14 protein-coding genes are annotated in these 16,179 nt (G+C 65.1%); 7 read left to right on the top strand and 7 right to left on the bottom strand.

Going from position 1 to position 16,179, the window contains the following annotated elements; translation table 11 throughout:
- Positions 1-174: 174 nt before the first annotated feature.
- The 3 genes from NCG91_RS23350 to NCG91_RS23360 all read left to right on the top strand — a co-directional run bounded on the left by NCG91_RS23350 (position 175) and on the right by NCG91_RS23360 (position 4,012).
- Positions 175-1,959 carry a methyl-accepting chemotaxis protein gene (locus tag NCG91_RS23350; protein ID WP_099667128.1) on the top strand — a complete coding sequence of 595 codons (1,785 nt, stop codon included), beginning with the start codon at positions 175-177 and terminating at the stop codon, positions 1,957-1,959.
- 86 nt (positions 1,960-2,045) lie between these two features.
- Positions 2,046-2,741, top strand: coding sequence for a tRNA-uridine aminocarboxypropyltransferase (locus NCG91_RS23355; protein ID WP_251351390.1), 696 nt, complete (start codon positions 2,046-2,048; stop codon positions 2,739-2,741).
- A gap of 128 nt (positions 2,742-2,869) precedes the next feature.
- Positions 2,870-4,012 carry a PA0069 family radical SAM protein gene (locus NCG91_RS23360; protein WP_251351477.1) on the top strand — a complete coding sequence of 381 codons (1,143 nt, stop codon included), beginning with the start codon at positions 2,870-2,872 and terminating at the stop codon, positions 4,010-4,012.
- A 208-nt stretch (positions 4,013-4,220) separates the two neighbouring features.
- Here the strand turns inward: NCG91_RS23360 and NCG91_RS23365 are convergent, their stop codons facing one another.
- The 7 genes from NCG91_RS23365 to NCG91_RS23395 all read right to left on the bottom strand — a co-directional run bounded on the left by NCG91_RS23365 (position 4,221) and on the right by NCG91_RS23395 (position 12,852).
- Complete coding sequence (locus NCG91_RS23365) at positions 4,221-4,397, bottom strand: hypothetical protein (protein WP_251351391.1); 177 nt, start codon at positions 4,395-4,397, stop codon at positions 4,221-4,223.
- Positions 4,398-4,551: 154 nt separating this feature from the next.
- Positions 4,552-6,462, bottom strand: a complete 1,911-nt coding sequence (locus NCG91_RS23370) for a cyanobactin maturation protease PatG family protein (protein WP_251351392.1) — start codon at positions 6,460-6,462, stop codon at positions 4,552-4,554.
- A 295-nt stretch (positions 6,463-6,757) separates the two neighbouring features.
- The gene (locus tag NCG91_RS23375; protein WP_251351394.1) at positions 6,758-7,471 is read right to left on the bottom strand and encodes an aspartate/glutamate racemase family protein; all 714 of its coding nucleotides are present in this window, start codon (positions 7,469-7,471) and stop codon (positions 6,758-6,760) included.
- Positions 7,468-8,688 (bottom strand): S-methyl thiohydantoin desulfurase family protein, encoded by a 1,221-nt coding sequence (locus NCG91_RS23380; protein ID WP_251351395.1) that lies wholly within the window; start codon positions 8,686-8,688, stop codon positions 7,468-7,470. The genes NCG91_RS23375 and NCG91_RS23380 overlap by 4 nt, the downstream gene beginning before the upstream one ends.
- Positions 8,663-11,065 carry a sigma 54-interacting transcriptional regulator gene (locus tag NCG91_RS23385; protein WP_251351397.1) on the bottom strand — a complete coding sequence of 801 codons (2,403 nt, stop codon included), beginning with the start codon at positions 11,063-11,065 and terminating at the stop codon, positions 8,663-8,665. Before NCG91_RS23385 ends, NCG91_RS23380 begins: the two co-directional genes overlap by 26 nt.
- Positions 11,066-11,277: 212 nt before the next feature.
- A complete protein-coding gene (locus NCG91_RS23390) occupies positions 11,278-11,862 on the bottom strand; it encodes a gamma-glutamylcyclotransferase (RefSeq protein WP_251351479.1) in 585 nt (194 codons plus the stop codon).
- A gap of 54 nt (positions 11,863-11,916) precedes the next feature.
- Complete coding sequence (locus tag NCG91_RS23395) at positions 11,917-12,852, bottom strand: LysR family transcriptional regulator (RefSeq protein ID WP_251351398.1); 936 nt, start codon at positions 12,850-12,852, stop codon at positions 11,917-11,919.
- A 118-nt stretch (positions 12,853-12,970) separates the two neighbouring features.
- Between NCG91_RS23395 and NCG91_RS23400 the strand changes: the two genes are divergently transcribed.
- From NCG91_RS23400 to NCG91_RS23415, 4 genes are all read left to right on the top strand, one after another.
- Positions 12,971-13,504: a VOC family protein gene (locus tag NCG91_RS23400; RefSeq protein ID WP_092710160.1), complete on the top strand. Its 534-nt coding sequence runs from the start codon at positions 12,971-12,973 to the stop codon at positions 13,502-13,504.
- A gap of 62 nt (positions 13,505-13,566) precedes the next feature.
- On the top strand, positions 13,567-14,595 hold the full coding sequence (locus NCG91_RS23405; protein WP_251351399.1) for a fumarylacetoacetate hydrolase family protein: 1,029 nt from the start codon (positions 13,567-13,569) through the stop codon (positions 14,593-14,595).
- 11 nt (positions 14,596-14,606) lie between these two features.
- The gene (gene maiA / locus NCG91_RS23410) at positions 14,607-15,257 is read left to right on the top strand and encodes a maleylacetoacetate isomerase (protein ID WP_251351401.1); all 651 of its coding nucleotides are present in this window, start codon (positions 14,607-14,609) and stop codon (positions 15,255-15,257) included.
- Between the two features lie 133 nt (positions 15,258-15,390).
- A complete protein-coding gene (locus NCG91_RS23415) occupies positions 15,391-16,170 on the top strand; it encodes a uracil-DNA glycosylase family protein (protein ID WP_251351402.1) in 780 nt (259 codons plus the stop codon).
- The last annotated feature ends 9 nt before the right edge of the window (positions 16,171-16,179 follow it).

A 16,179-nucleotide genomic window follows, 5' to 3' on the forward strand; every position in this document is an offset into this window, starting at 1 on the left:
ACTCACAATCTGCTCCAAAGTAGTGCGCTGCGGCGCGCTGCCATTCCGGTGGCGACGTTCGCGTTGCGCCACCGCTCGTGATTGCCGCACGGCAGATGCCTGCTATATTGGTACGTAGCAGTAGGTCGGTTTCGTGGCGTCTGTGCATCGTTTTCTTCAGATAGGAATCACGCAATGAAAAACCTCAAAATCGGCGTACGTCTCGGTGGCGGTTTTGCCGCCGTCCTGTTCCTGTTGACCAGCCTGACCGTGGTGGGCATCGTGCAGATGCAAAGCGCCAGCAAGGAAACCGATGCGCTCGTCAACGTCAAGGTGCGCAATGAGCGCCTGATCGCCGAGTGGACCAAGGTCATCGAGGTCAACGCGGCGCGCACGGCGGCCGCCTGGAAAGTCAGCGATCCCGAACACCAGAAGCAGTTTGAACAGGAAATGGCGGTCTCGTCTGCACGCGCCACGGAAATCCAGAACGATATCGGCAAGAGCGAGCTGAACACGGACGAGCAGGCGCTGTACCAGGAAGTATTGAGCACGCGCAAGGCCTACACGGAAGTGCGCAAGAATGTGTTCAAGGCCAAGAATGCGGGCGACCTGGAACTGGGCAAGCGCCTGTACGAAGGCGACATGGCCGTCAAGCGCGACATCTACCTGGCGTCGCTGAAGAAGCTGGAATTGCTGGAAGCCAAATTGCTCGATGAAACGGCCGCGCAAATCCGTTCGCGCTACGAAAATGGCCGCATGCTGCTGATCTCGCTGGGCGTGGTGGCCATCTTGCTGGGCATCGCCTGCGCCTACTGGATCACGCGCTCGATCACGCGTCCCATCACGCGTGCCGTCGAGGTGGCGGAAGCCGTTTCCGCTGGCGACCTGACCAGCCATATCGTCGTGGAAAGCCGCGATGAGACGGGGCAATTGATGCATGCGCTGAAAAACATGAACGATAAACTGGTGAGTATCGTGGGCCAGGTGCGCGCCGGCACCGAATCGATCAGCACGGCGTCGAGCGAAATTGCCGCCGGCAACCTGGACTTGTCGTCACGCACGGAAGAGCAGGCCAGCTCGCTGGAAGAGACGGCGTCGTCCATGGAAGAGCTGACCTCCACCGTGAAACTCAATGCGGACAATGCGCGCAGCGCCAACCAGCTGGCCATCGACGCCTCGCAGATCGCCAGCAAGGGCGGCGTGGTGGTGTCGGAAGTGGTCAGCACCATGGGCTCGATCAACGATTCCTCGCGCAAGATTGTCGACATCATCAGCGTCATCGACGCCATCGCCTTCCAGACGAATATCCTGGCCCTGAACGCGGCCGTGGAAGCGGCCAGGGCCGGTGAACAGGGCCGCGGCTTTGCCGTCGTGGCCTCCGAAGTGCGCAACCTGGCGCAGCGTTCCAGCGCGGCAGCCAAGGAAATCAAGGGCTTGATCGACGATTCCGTGCAAAAGGTCGAGGCCGGTTCGCAACTGGTGGACAAGGCGGGCCGCACCATGGACGAGATCGTGCAAAGCATCAGCCACGTGACGCAGATCATGAACCAGATCACCGACGCCAGCGATGAACAGCGCGCAGGCATCGAACAAGTCAACCAGGCCATCGGCCAGATGGACCAGGTGACGCAGCAAAACGCAGCCCTGGTGGAAGAAGCGGCCGCGGCGGCCGAATCCATGCAGGAACAGGCGGCCAGGCTGGCCGAGGTCGTGGGCGTGTTCAAGCTCGATGCGACGCAGCAATATGCTGCCGCCCATAGCAGCCCGTCCGTGACGGCGCCTGCGCCAGTAGCGGCTGCCACGCGAGCTGCCATGCGGCCCGCCACGCAGCCCGCCATGCGACGCGCGCCAGCATCCCGCGCGCCAGCACCCGCCGTGACTGCGACCTCGCCGGACAAGGCGGCGCAAGCGGACGCGGTGCGCGCACGCACGCCGAAGGCGCCGGTGGCCTCGGGCGCCGACGAATGGGAAGAGTTTTAAGCACGGATTCTTAAGCGCAGTTTCCCCCTTGGCATGGCGCGGGCGCTACAATCGCGGCTTGAAGACAGCCGCGAACGCGCTCCGCCATGACCACCCGCCGTACCTCCAGCCTTAGCTCAAGCCATCCCGCCAGCCCTGCAGCTGCATCGTCTTCCCTGGCTGAACCAGCCAAACGCGCGCGCTGCCCAGCCTGCCTGCGCGCCGTCTCCAGCTGCATCTGCCGCTGGATCGCCCCCGTTTCCCACGCGGTGGAAGTGCTGATCCTGCAGCATCCGCTGGAAGTGCACAATGCCAAGGGCAGTGCCCGCCTGCTGCACTTGAGCCTGCCGAACAGCCGCATGCTGACGGGCGAGCAGTTTGCCCCCGATACGCTCGCCGAATTGCTGGCCGACAAGCATAACGTGTTGCTGTACCCGGATACGCCCGGGGACCGTTCGCTGGGCATCGCCCCGCCGCCAGCGCTCGACCCAGTCAGCTTGCTCGATCTTGCCCGCGTGCGGCTGGTGGTGCTGGACGCCACCTGGCGCAAGAGCCGCAAGATGTTGTATCTGAATCCGCCGTTGCAACAGCTGCCGCGCCTGCCCCTGCGCGATACGCCCGCATCCCATTACCTGATCCGCAAGGCGCACGCGCCAGACCAGTTATCGACCCTGGAAGCGACGTGCTATGCCCTGATGCAGTTGGAGCAGGACGCGGCCCGCTTCGTTCCCCTGATCGCGGCATTTGACGGCTTTGTCGCACAGCAGTTGAGCTATGTCATGCCGCACGGTGAAAAAGCTTGAAACGGCATCACGCCAGCCCTTGATCTTGCCCGCGCAGCGGCATAGTATACTGTACGTATATACAGTTGATGGGGCCGTTCATGAAAGCAATCATTCCAGAGCACGATGACAGCTTCGCCGGGCAAGCCATGTTGCCGCCGCAATCGCTGAAAGCCCACAAGGGCCGCGGCGCCGTGTCGAACCTGCAAGGGCGCTACGAGACGCACGCGCGCGGCGGTTTCGATGATGGCTGGGGCGTGGGCGGCCTGGATGAGGCGGCCGGGGAGGCGGTGCCTCCCACCTGGAAGACGCAGGTCAGCGACGAGCAGGCGCGCACCATTCTCACGCGCAACGCTTCGCCCGACTTGCCGTTCAATGTTTCCTTGAATCCGTACCGGGGTTGCGAACACGGCTGCATTTATTGCTTTGCCCGCCCCACGCACAGCTATCTTGGCCTGTCGCCGGGGCTGGACTTCGAAAGCCGCATCTACGCCAAGGTGAACGCCCCGGAACTCTTGCGCCGCGAACTGGCCAAGCCCTCGTATGTGCCCGAACCGATCGCCCTGGGCGTGAACACGGATGCGTATCAGCCGTGCGAGCGCGAACGGCAACTGACGCGGCGCGTGCTGGAAGTGCTGCACGAGTGCGACCACCCCGTGGCGCTGATCACGAAATCGTCGCTGATTGAGCGCGATATCGACATTCTGGCGCCGATGGCGGCCAGGCGCCTGGCCGCCGTGGCCGTCACTGTCACCACGCTCGACCCGGCCATCGCGCGCACCCTGGAGCCGCGCGCGGCCGCTCCGGCGCGGCGGCTGCGCACCATCCGCACCCTGACGGAGGCGGGCATCCCCGTGGGCGTGAGCATCGCGCCCATCATCCCGTTCGTGACGGAACCGGAAATCGAGCAGCTGCTCGAAGCCGTGCGCGACGCGGGCGCCATCCACGCCCATTACGTGGTGCTGCGCCTGCCGTGGGAAGTGAGCCCGCTGTTCCAGCAATGGCTGGAAGCGCACTTCCCGGAACGGGCCCAGCGCGTGATGAACCGGGTGCGCGAAATGCGTGGCGGCAAGGATTACGACAGCGCGTTCGGTACGCGCATGCGGGGCGAGGGCGTGTGGGCTGATCTCATCCGCCAGCGCTTTGAAAAGGCCGTGCACCGGCTGGGCTTGCACGGCAGGGGCGGCCGCTTCAAGCAGCTCGATTGCACGCAGTTCCGCCGGCCGCTGGTGGTGCCGCCGCTGGGCGCAAAAGTAAAAAAGGGTAATGCGGGGCAGCTGGATTTGTTTTAGCGCAAGCAGTGCGGGGCGCGGGCTTGTGCGTTGACACGGGCACGCGCAAGGGCATGCGCGCTGCGCGAAACAGGCGGGTTCGGTGGCGAGTCGCATCGCCGTCCTGCGTCCGTCGGGGGGGATGCCGGCAGGGGGAGCGGGCGACGAGAAGCTCATCGCCCGCAGGCATGCCGGGCTTAGCCGGAACGGCTCGATCTTGCTGGCTTGATCAGCAAACGGTGGCGTTGCAAGCCATCAGGCAGAGTTGCTGTGCGGTGCCGCTCAAGGCGCCGCAAGCCGCTTTGCACAGGGTGCAGGGAATGCTGGAAGGGGCGACACCCTGGCTGATGGCGGAGATGCTGGGGCTGCGTTGTACGGCTTTGGCTTGCAATGGCAGATTGTTCATTTTAAAACTCCTTGTGGTGGCGCCGCCGCGGGCAACGGCAATGGGTGTGCGTACCGAAGTACGGTGCTGATCGTTTCCCGCCAACGACCGTATGCTGAAGCGCGTGCACGCATCGCTGCGCCCACGAGCCCCGACAATTCAAATGCTGTTGACGTCAGCGTTGCGACCAGTAGCGCACTGCGCCGACGCTGACCGGTATCACATCGCTGACGTCGACGGCGAAGCGGGCGACCGTGTTGGCTACCTGCAGGTTTTCCGGGTTGAAGAAGGTCATGATGATGTCGTAGCACTCGGAGCCCGGGCGGCACACGGGACTCTGTTGCACGACGATGGTATCGAGCTGCATGCCCGTGGTCTTGGCCAGCATTTCCGCCGCTTGCATGGCATTCGTGGCCGAGAAGTTGAGCGCGCGGTCCATGCCCGTGACGCCCAGGTTGCGGAAGTCGTAATAGATGCGGTTCAGGAAGTTTTCCAGGCGCGCCCCCGTGTTGCTGCTGTTGATGTCCAGGCTGTCCTGCACCGCCATGAGGCTGTCGATCAGCTGCGGCACATTCCAGCTGAACATGCCCCGGATGGCCGGCTGGATCACGGGAACGACCTGGCCGGACATCAGCCTGGCGGCGCCCGAGATTACGCCGGGAAACGAATTCATGACGACCAGGCCATCGATGGTGCCGACATAGGCCTCGAACAGCAGTTCATAGGTCATGTCGGCATACGGACCGACGGGGACGACCGCGTAAATCGGCGTGGCGTCCAGGTTGACGGTCCAGGTCAGCGATTGGCGGAAATATGGCTTCGCGCGCAGAAATTCGATCAATTGCTGCGGATCGCTCGGATTGTTCCTGTCCGATGGCATGGCCTGGACGAAGGAATCGCGGCGCGCTTCGCTGCCGAAGTCGACGCCCAGGTTGCCCAGCGCATACACCAGGGTCGGGCCCTTGGCGCTGCCGCCGCAGCCGCAATCGGAGGCATCGATGCCGGAAGCGGCGATGCCTTGCCGCGTCGCGCCGGAAGGGGCCGCAAGGTTGGCCAGGGAGGGGGTTTCCAGCATGGGAATGCTGAGCGGATGCGCCTGCGCGGAAGTGTCGGCATTGGCTGGGCTCGCTTCAATCACAGTATCGTCTGACATTTCAATTTTCCCTTTTAATAATAGTTGAGTGGCGCCCGGCACATTCAATGTCCCAGTCAGGAGGCGGCGACAGTCTAGCTCGCCATTGGTGTTGCAACGCGTTGCGCTTTGCAGCAATGCGCTGCAAACTCCACGAGGGTCAGGACGATCCCCATGTTGGTGTTGCCGGCATAGCAGCAAGGCTGCGATGGCCGAGACGATCGGGGTGGCAAAGCTGGTGCCGCTGCTGAGCCGCACGCGCCCTGCGGGCGCGGCGCCGAGGATGTCGGTGCCGGGCGCCATGATGCCGCGCGCGCGATAGGCTTCGCCCCAGTTGCTGTTGGGCATGGGCGCGCCTTGCCGGTCCAGTGCGCCGACGACCAGCGTGTATTTGATGGAGGCGGGGATGTGCAGGCAATCGCAGCCGTCGTTGCCCGCCGCCGCGACCAGCAGGACGTTGCGTTCATGGCACAGCTGTATGGCTTTTTGCAGCAGGCCATCGGCGGCGCCGCTGTCGGACAGTTCGCCGCCGCTGACATTGATGATGTGCGCGCCGTGCTCGACGGCCTGGGTGATGGCGCGGGCCAGGTCGAGCTGCGTGCATTGCGTCAGTGCGCCGTCGGCGCGGTCGGCAAAGATGGGCAGGATCAAGCCCCGACAATGGGGAGCCAGGCCCGTGACGGGACTGCCCGGCTGGCCAAAGATGATGCTGGCGACATGGGTGCCGTGTTGCGATGCCCGGCCGCTGCCGCTGGCACCCGTGGCGAGCGTGTCGAGCAGTTGCAGCCTGGCGCCGGCAAAGCAAGGGTGGCTGGTATCGACGGGACCGTCGAGCACGGCGATGCAGATGTCGGCACAGCCGGTGTTGCCATCTTGCAAGGCAGCCAGGCCGGGCAGCAAGCCATGATTGGCCAGGCTGTCGTGGGTGGTGGATACTTCCATGGTCGTCGGCACGAGGTGCTCCTTGCTGGGTCCTGGAGGGCGGGTGGCACACCGCTTGAGGTGCTCCGCCCGCCTGCTGCGGCGCCTGCTGCTCCAGCGCCGATAGCATGATCTTTAGCAAGGGGCGTGCCAGAAGGCCAAGTGCTTGATTTTCAAGGGATGGGGCGGATTGGCATTGTCGTGCTGCAATAATGTTGGCGGATATCGTCCACCCTTGTTGAGCGGGATGGACGAAAACGGCAGGCGGCAAGGACGGGGAGGGGGCGCCCGGGACACGGCATGGCGTGACGCGGGCGCGTGCGGCGGTTCAGCTATCCTTGCTGTAGCAGGCGCGGCTGGGCCGCAGGCGCATGCGCACGAGGGACACCAGGAAGCTGAAGCCTGCCTGGTTCGGATCGATGACCGGCACATAGGTCTGCAGCGCGTCTTCCAGCAGCGCGCTGACGCGCGCGGCGACGCCGACAAAGCCTGTGCAGCCAAGCAGGATGGACTGGGCGCCGTCTTCCTGTACGGCCAGCATGGCGGCCTTGAAGGTTTTTTCGACCACCGTGTCCAGCTTGCCGAGGTCGGCGACGGGACAGTCGATGGAGCGGATGGAGGCGAAGCTGTCCTGCAAGCCGTAGGCCTGCATGTGACCCTGCTGCATGGCGAGCGTGCTGGGCAATATCGTCATGATCGACAGGCGCTGGCTGAGGGCCAGCGCGGTAAAGGCGGCGGGCGGGAAGCCGCCGAGGATGGGGATGTCGATCACTTCGCGCGCTGCTTCCACGCCGCACATGTCGAAGTCGCTGAGCCAGATGCCGTCATAGCCTTCGCGTTCGATTTCCCTGGCCAGCTGCACCACCGGATAGCCGTTTTGCAGCCAGTCGACGCGGTATTCGATGCAGTCGTTCCCAGTAGAAATATTGCGCACGGACACTTCGACATCGGGCGGCATCACGGGCTCGATGGCGTCGAGCAGGCGCTGGTTGTAGATGGACGTGGCCACCGGCGCCACGATGCAGATGCGCAGCGGCTTCATGCGGCGCTCCCTGCCGCGGCGCCGGCGTTGCCCGTGAGCGGCACGTAGGGTCCCAGGTAGCCGATGGCGTTGATCAATTGCATGAAGCTGTCGAGTATCAGGCCGTCCCGTTCCCGCAATACCGGATGGGCTTGCAGGCCCAGCAGCGTCACCTTGCGCTGCATCAAGGCCGGGTTGAGCGTGCCGTCCGGCAGCAGCAAGTCGCCATTCGAATACACGGCCTGGCCATCGCCCTCGACAAAGTAACTGATGGTGTCGGGCGCCATGCAGAGGGGCGTGCTGCGGCTGCTGTCCCAGGCCAGCAGCGATTCGTTCTGGTACAGGACCGTGCAGAGCCGTTCACCCGCGCGGATGGTGATCTTGCCCAGGTCGAAGCCATTGCGTGAGTCGACTTCGGCGGCGACGAACGTGCCCTGTGGAAACAATAGCCAGGCGCGCATGTCGCATTGCCGCGCAAGATAATCGACCAGTTCCTCCGGGCTGCGCAAGCGTCCTGCCTGCAGTTCGCGGCCCAGGCGCAGGGCGCGTCCCAGAGTGCCGCGCACGGGCAGCGCCCGGGCCAGCTCCGCCGGCGCCATGATCCACATGGCCAGGCCGCCGAACTGCTTGAAATCGGCCTGCGAAACGATGGGGCGCATCATCTGGTCGATGATCGTTGCTACGTCTTGCTGGTGGGTATGGGCGCCGTTCACGCCCTGGCTGGGCTGGACGTCGAGTTCCACGCGCAGCCCCGTCTGGCTGACGAGGAAGGCGGGGCGCGGATTGATGTGCGCGGCCGCATACGTCAGCTGGGGCAGCGAGGGGACGGCGCGGCCGGCCCCGTCGGCGTCGATCACGGCCAGGCCCAGGCGGGCGGCGACCAGGCAGGCGACGAGAAACCCCAGCGCGCCGCTCTCGGGCGGCGCCAGGTAGGCCAAGGTGCGATTTTCCAGCGCCAGGCGCTCCCTGACGGCGAGCACGGCGTCGACGGGGCCCTGCGGAAAATGGGCGCCATTGATCGCCACGGGCGAACCCAGGTAAGCCACCATGACCGTTTCGCCAGCGGTGGCTTCGTCGACGCTGACCACGCGCACCTGGGCGTCCGGATAATAATCGCCGGCGTGGAACTGGGCCAGCAGGCTGCGCGCGGAAGCGAGCGTGCCGCCGCCGCCGCTGCCGAAGAAGCAGGCGCCCAGCAACAGCGATTCAAGGTCATCGTGGTTCAGCACATAGCTCATGTTGCGGGTCCTCAGGTTGGCATGGCATGGAAATGGTTTGCGCCAGGACGGCCTGCAACTGCAGCGCCTGGGCAAACCGGGGAAAAGCCGTGTCGCGTTCCACGCCGCGCAAGGCGCGCGTGAGGTGATCGAGTGCTTCGTGCCGGCGGCCGCGCTGCAGCAGCAGTTGCGCCAGGCGGGTCGCCACCAGCAGGCTGCCGGCCGCGGCGCCCAGCGCCTTGGCGGTCGACAGCGCACTGCCCAGTTCGCGTTCCGCGTTGTCCAGGTCGCCCACCGCGATCCACGTCCGGGCATGCATGTCGAGCAGTTCGACCAGGTAGGCCCGTTCGCCATGTTCCAGCGCCAGTTCGATGGCGCCGTGCAGCAATTGCCGGGCTTGCGATGGCTGGCCTGCCGACAGCAGCAGTTCGCCCCGCTTCCAGGCCTGGAATGAATGGAAGAGCATGCCGCCTTCGCACAGCATGTATTGCTGGTAGCCGTCGGCGATGCGCTGTTCGGTCTGCGTATGGATGTTGCCTGTTGCCAATGCGCAGGCATGGAATATCTGCCCCACCCCCAGGTAGAATTGATAGCCGTATTCGCTGGCGACGGTTTGCAGGTCCGCCGCCAGGCTTGCCAGCCGGACCCAGTCCTCGAACATGCAGGCCAGCCATGCGGCGCCTTGCAGCGCGATGGCGCGATGGAAGGGGTGCGGGTTGTCGGCGCCGCCGCGCAACGCCAGGTGTTCCATCACCGCGCGCGCGCGGCGGAAGGCGCCGCTCTGGAAGCAGGACAGGCCTTCGAAAGTGCTCGACAGCGCGGCGATGTCCAGGCCCTGTCCGCCCGTGTCGGCCGCTGCCGCGCCGCACAGCAGGTGTCCGCGTGCCAGGCAGGCCAGCGTCTCGCGGTAGTCGCCGAGCCAGAACAGCGTGTTGGCCAGGGCCAGGTGGGCCTGCGACAGCAAATCCGTGTCGCCTATCGCTTGCGCCCGCTGCAGCATGTCTTGCGCCGTTGCCCGCGCCGCCACCAGGTCCAGCGCCATCAGTTGCGAACTCCAGATGCCGAAACGCAGGGCGGTGATTTCCACCTCGTCGCCCAGCGCCGCCGCTTCCTGCAATGCCTGCTGGTAGCAGGCGAGCGCTTCGGCGCTTTGCCAGCCGCTGATGCCGCGGTGTGAAATCGCCAGCCAGCGGTGCAGGTCGCAGCTCAGGCGGCGCGCGGTGCAGGGATGCGCATCGGCGGCCAGCAAGGTGAGGCCGCGGCGCAACACTTCGATGGCCTCCTTGAAGCGGGCCGCCTCGATCAGCGCGCGTCCTTCCAGCAGGCAGACGCGGGCGAAATTGCTGCGCTCCTCGTCGCCATGCACGCGGCGTTCGATGACCTTGCGGTTGATGCCCAGGTGGCGGGCCGCGGTCGTCTTGTTGCCATCGGCAAGGCGCATCGCATAGTCGATCAGCAATTGTTCGGCGGCCGCCAGCTTGTCGTCTCCGTCCAGCCGCATGAGGGCTTCCGCCAGCAGCGTGTGATCGGCGTCCTGCGGCTTGCCCGCCGACAGGAAGGCTTCCAGGCTGTGGGCATCGATCAGCGCCGATTCGGCCAGTATCGACAGCCGCTCCACCAGGTTGCGCAGTTCGCGGATATGCCCGGGCCAGGCATGCCGGCCCAGGCGTTCCATGGCGGTGGCGGTAAAGCGGATGGGGCGCTTTTGCTGCCCGGCAAAGTGCGCGGCGAGGGCGGCGACGTCGCCGCGGCGCTGGTCCAGGCCCGGCACGTCGAGTTTCAATACCGCCAGCCGGTAATACAAGTCTTCGCGGAAACGGCCCGCCTGCACCATCGCGGCCAGGTCGCAATGGGTGGCGGCCACGATGCGGCCGTTGAACGGCTGCGTATCGCCACCGCCCAGCGGCCGGAAACAGCGCGATTCGAGCACGCGCAGCAGCTTGCTCTGTACCGCCAGCGGCAATTCGCCGATTTCATCGAGAAACAGCGTGCCTTGTCCCGCCTGGGCGAAAAAACCGGCGCGGCTGCTCAGCGCTCCCGTAAACGCCCCCTTGGTATGGCCGAAGAGTTCGGCGTCGATCAGGTGTTCCGGCAGGGCGCCGCAGTTGAGATCGACAAAGGGCGCGCCGGGATCGCCGCTTTGCCGGTGCACGAGCTGGGCGATGATTTCCTTGCCGGAACCGGTGGGACCGCTGATGAGCACCGTGCAGCGGGTCGGCGCCACGGCGTCGACCATGCGCAGCAGGCGCTGGAAGATGGGGGAGCTGCCAATGACGTTCAGCCCACCCCCGAGGCTGGCGCGGTGCAGGGGGGCTTGCACAGGAGCAATGGTGCCCGTCCCGGGCAGAACGTAATGCGGCTGCCTGCCATGCTGTTGCAGCATAGACCTGTCGGACATGGTCGTCTCGCTCCGATGAATTCGCTCCGATCGTGCAGGGCCATCATTTTTGTTTTGCCCTGCTGCCTCCTGACGCGTGCCATTGCCCTACTCGGGCATAAAGGAATCGCGCGTTCCGATTATGGGCGTTAATGAAACGGCGATAGTCGCCAATTGTCACAATAAAAAGATTTTCATCGCTTGCATCATGCAAGCCGGCGGCCCGCTGCAGCTCACTGCGCGGCAGGCGGCACATCCTTCAATTGCGCCAGATGTTGCTCGATGGCAAAGACGTGGGGATCGCTCTTGCCCAGCTCGCGCAGGGCGCTGGCCAGGTGCAGCAGGTAGTCGCTGTTCGGGCCGCTGGGGCCGCTTGATCGGGCGATCTGGCGCGCGATGTCCAGTTCCGGCGCGGCACCGAGGAAGGCGGCGTTTTCCTCGTTGGCGATGTACACCAGGCCTTCGGCCTTGCTGCCATCGTCGAAGGTGATCTCGGTGGCCAGGCGCAGGTAGCCGTTCTTTTCGCGGTGGTCGAGGTGGGCGAAGACTTCGGGCGTGATCAGGTAGGCCATGCCGTCGCACACGGCGCCCGCCTGCGGCACGATGGTGGCGACGCGGCCCGGCGCCATCGGCGTGCCCCGGTGGTCGTGCGAGCCTTGCCAGAAGCGCCGCGTCCAGCCGGCGATGCTGGCGGGGCGCCGTTCGATATACGGAAAATCGGCCTTGTAGATCAGCGAGCCATAGCCGAACAGCCAGACCTGCGCATGGCCGTCGAATGTGGTCATGCGCTGGTTGATGGCGATGGTGGCGGCGTCGATGGCGGACAGGTCGGGCTGGGTCATGGTGCGGGCGGAGAATGGGGCGATGCGCGATTATAAAGCGGCGCCAGCCGGGCCGCCCGCTCCCACGTTCCACTCGTGCGTCTCGACAAAGCGGAACAGGAAGGCCATGAAGCTTTCGGCCGCCGGCGACAGCGAACGGCCCGTCTTCGTGTAGACGAAAAAGCGCCGCGTCAGTTCCGGTTCGTGCAGGGCGCGCATGTGCAAATTGTATAGTTTGACCATCGGTTCCGCGTACGGCAGGCACACCGTGATGCCCAGGTTGGCGCTGACCATGGCCAGCGCCGTCGTCATGAAGGTCACTTCATTGTAGGGATTGAGCGACAGCTCGCGAAACGCGCCGTGCATGTCGCGCAGCAGGCGCTCCGTGAACTGGCCCTGCAGCGAAATGAACGGGTAGTCGCCCACGTCGGCCCAGGTGACGCGCTCTTTCTGCCGCAGCGGATGCTGCTCGGGGTAGACCAGCACGAAGGGCATTTCGAACAGCACCTGCGCGGCGATTTCCGCCGTCGGATCGCGCTCGGGGCCGATGCCGAAATCGACTTCGCCGCTGAACACGCGCGCCGAGACATTCTCCACGGGGCAGTCGACCAGGCGCAGCTGCACGTCCGGGTGTGCCTGGCGGTAGGCGGCGATCACTTCCGGCAGCAGGGTGCATGCCATCATCTGCGGCGCGGCGATGCGCACCATGCCCGTTTTCAGGGCCTTGCGCTGGGCGATGCCGGCCATGGCGCCGTCGAGGTCCTCGATCATCTTCTCGAACAGCGGATACAGTTCGCGGCCGATTTCCGACAGCTGCGTCTTGCGCGTGCTGCGCTCGACCACGCGCACGCCCAGCACGCTTTCCAGTTCCTTGATCAAGCCGCTCAAGGCGGACTGCGTCACGTGCAGGTATTCGGCGGCCAGGGTAAAACTGCCGGTCTTGGCCAGCGCCACGAAGGCGCGCATCTGTCGCAGGCTGGGACTCATAAGATAATCCGATAAATCGATGGTTAAAAATTGTTTGTATGATAGCTGTAACTGGATTCTAATGGTGAAAAGCTGAAAAACATCGCGCCCAGGGCGCCATCCATCGGAGACAGACCGCATGAAAATCAAGCAGATCCACCACGTCGCCTACCGCTGCATCGACGCGAAGAAAACCGTCGAGTGGTACGTCAAGCATTTGAACATGAATTTCGTCCTCGCCATCGCCGAAGACCTGGTGCCGTCGACCAAGGCGCCGGACCCGTACATGCATGTGTTCCTCGACGCGGGCCAGGGCAATGTGCTGGCCTTCTTCGAGCTGCCGACGCAGCCGCCGATGGACCGCGACCGCAATACCCCGGCCTGGGTGCAGCACCTGGCGCTGGAAGTGGGCAGCATGGAAGAACTGCTGGCCGCCAAGGAGCGCCTGGTGGCGGGCGGCATCGAGGTGCTGGGCCCCGTCAACCACGCCATCTTCCAGTCGATCTATTTCTTCGACCCGAACGGCCACCGCCTGGAACTGGCGGCCAACGTGGGCACGCCGGAAATGATGGCCAAACTGGACGCCGTCAAATGGGAAATGCTGGAAGAATGGTCGCAGACGCGCCGCGCGCCGAAGCACGCCGCCTGGATGCACGCGCCGGCCGACGCCTGAGCGCAGCAGATTGACTGCTGCAGACCGACACTCTCTGACCAATACACCGAACCAGGAATACCATGAAACTCGCAACCCTGAAAAACGGCAGCCGCGACGGCGCCTTGATCCTCGTCAGCCGCGACCTGCGCCAGTACCAGCGCGTGGCCGCCATCGCCCCCACCCTGCAGGCGGCGCTCGACAACTGGGACGCCGTCGCGCCCAAGCTGGAACAGGCGTACGCCAACCTGAACGCGGGCCAGGCGCCGGACGCGCAGCCGTTTGATGCCAATCAGTGCCACTCGCCGCTGCCGCGCGCCTACCAGTGGGCCGACGGTTCCGCCTACATCAACCACGTGGAGCTGGTGCGCAAGGCGCGCAACGCGGAAGTGCCGGCCTCGTTCTACACGGACCCGCTGATGTACCAGGGCGGCTCGGACAGCTTCATCGGCCCGCGCGACCCCGTCTTCGCTCTGTCCGAAGAGTGGGGCATCGACCTGGAAGCGGAAGTGTCGGTGATCACGGGCGACGTGGCCATGGGCGCCGGCGCGGATGACGCGGCGAAGGCGATTCGCCTGGTCATGCTGGTCAACGACGTCTCGCTGCGCAACCTGATCCCGGGCGAACTGGCGAAAGGCTTCGGTTTCTTCCAGTCGAAGGCGGCCAGCGCGTTCTCTCCCGTCGCCGTCACGCCCGATGAACTGGGCGCGGCCTGGGCGGACAGCAAGCTGCATTTGCCGCTGCTGGTGGACCTCAACGACAAGCCGTTCGGCAAGCCGAATGCGGGCGAAGACATGACCTTCAATTTTGCGCAACTGGTCGCCCATGCGGCGAAGACGCGCGAACTGGGCGCCGGCACTATCGTTGGCTCGGGCACCGTGTCGAACAAGCAGGGCAACCTGTTCGGCTCCAGCATCGAGAACGGCGGCGTCGGTTACTGCTGCCTGGCCGAAGTGCGCATGTATGAAACCATCGAACACGGCGCGCCAAAGACGGCGTACCTGAAGTTCGGCGACACGGTGCGCATCGAGATGCGCGACGCGGCCGGCGCCAGCATCTTCGGCAGCATCGAGCAGACCGTGGCCCTGTACGCTGGCGCCACGCGCGCCTGAGGAGGCCGCCCGTGAAGCTGTACACCTACTTTCGCAGTTCGGCCGCCTACCGCGTGCGCATCGCCTTGAATCTCAAGGGCATCGCTTACGACAGCATTCCCGTGCATCTGCTGCAGGATGGCGGCCAGCAGTTGCTGCCAGCCTACCGCGCCGTCAACCCGTCGGCGCTGGTGCCGGCCCTCGACGATGACGGCGCCATCCTGACGCAGTCGCTGGCCATGCTCGAGTATCTGGAAGAGACGCGTCCTGGCGTGCCCTTGCTGCCGGCGGACCCGCTGGAACGGGCGCGCGTGCGCGCGCTGGCGCTGGCCATCGCTTGCGACGCCCATCCGCTGACGAACCTGCGCGTCCTGAAATACCTGAAAACCACCCTTGGGCTGTCGGACGAGGTCAAGCAGGAGTGGTACCGCCACTGGATGGCCGAGGGGTTGGCGGCCGTGGAAGCGCTGCTGGCGCAGGGCGATCTTGCCGGCACGGGGCTGTTCTGCCACGGCGACAGCCCGACGATGGCCGATTGCTGCCTGGTGCCGCAAGTGTTCAATGCGCTGCGCTTTGCCATCGACCTGGCGCCGTATCCGCGCGTGGCGCGCATCCATGCGCATTGCGCCGGCTTGCCAGCCTTTATTGCGGCGCACCCGTCGCAGCAGCCTGACGCCGAATAGCAACACACGGCGCGGTGCGGGAAGCCCCGTCTGGCAACAGGCGGGGTTTTTTTATGCGTGCTTGATTTTGATCAGTCAATGCCATCTTGCCGGTGCGCTACAATTTGCGTTTGCCCAAATACTTCACGTCCCCATGACCGCAACAACCGTTCCTGCCAGCATCACCGATGCCCTGTCCCTGGCGCACGCTTCCTGGCGTCCCATCCTGCTGCGCGGCTTGCAGGCCGTGATGGCGGCCGATCCCGCCTACCTGCCGGCGCTGGCCGCCGACGATTACCTGCCCACGCAGGGCCGGCTGTTCGCCGCCTTTGCCCTGCCGCTGGCGCAGGTGCGCTACGTGCTGGTGGGCGAGGGGCCGTATCCGCGCGCCGACAGCGCCACGGGCGTGTGCTTCATGGATGGCGCCGTCGGCAGCCTGTGGTCGGCCACGGGCCTGTCGAAACCCGTCAACCGCGCCACGTCCTTGCGCAACTTCATGAAGATGCTGCTGGTGGCCGATGGCCAGCTGCAGGGCGGCGATACGTCCGGCGCGGCCATGGCGCCCGTGGCGGCGGCCGCGCTGCAAGCGGACAGCGGCGTGATCCAGACCTTGCCCGACTTGCAGCGCAAGATGACGGAGCAGGGCTTTTTGCTGCTGAACGCGGCGCTGGTGTTCCGTTCCCACGTGCCGCCCGTGCAGGATGCGCGCGGCTGGCTGCCTTTCCTGCAAGTGGTGCTGGAAGCGCTGGCGCAGCCGGGCGGGGCGGTGCAGCCGCAACTGGTGCTGTGGGGCAAGATCGCCGAGCTGATCAAACGTCTGCCGGTGGCGACATCCTTGCCGCAGGTGACGGCGGAACATCCGTATAATCTGTCCTTTATCGGCAATCGTGACATGCAGGCCTTGTTTGGCCCGATGCAACTATTGCGTGCTTGAGCTTGAATC

It is taken from the genome of Janthinobacterium kumbetense (genome assembly GCF_023703445.1).
In the GTDB taxonomy this organism is placed as follows: Bacteria; Pseudomonadota; Gammaproteobacteria; order Burkholderiales; family Burkholderiaceae_D; genus Janthinobacterium; species Janthinobacterium kumbetense.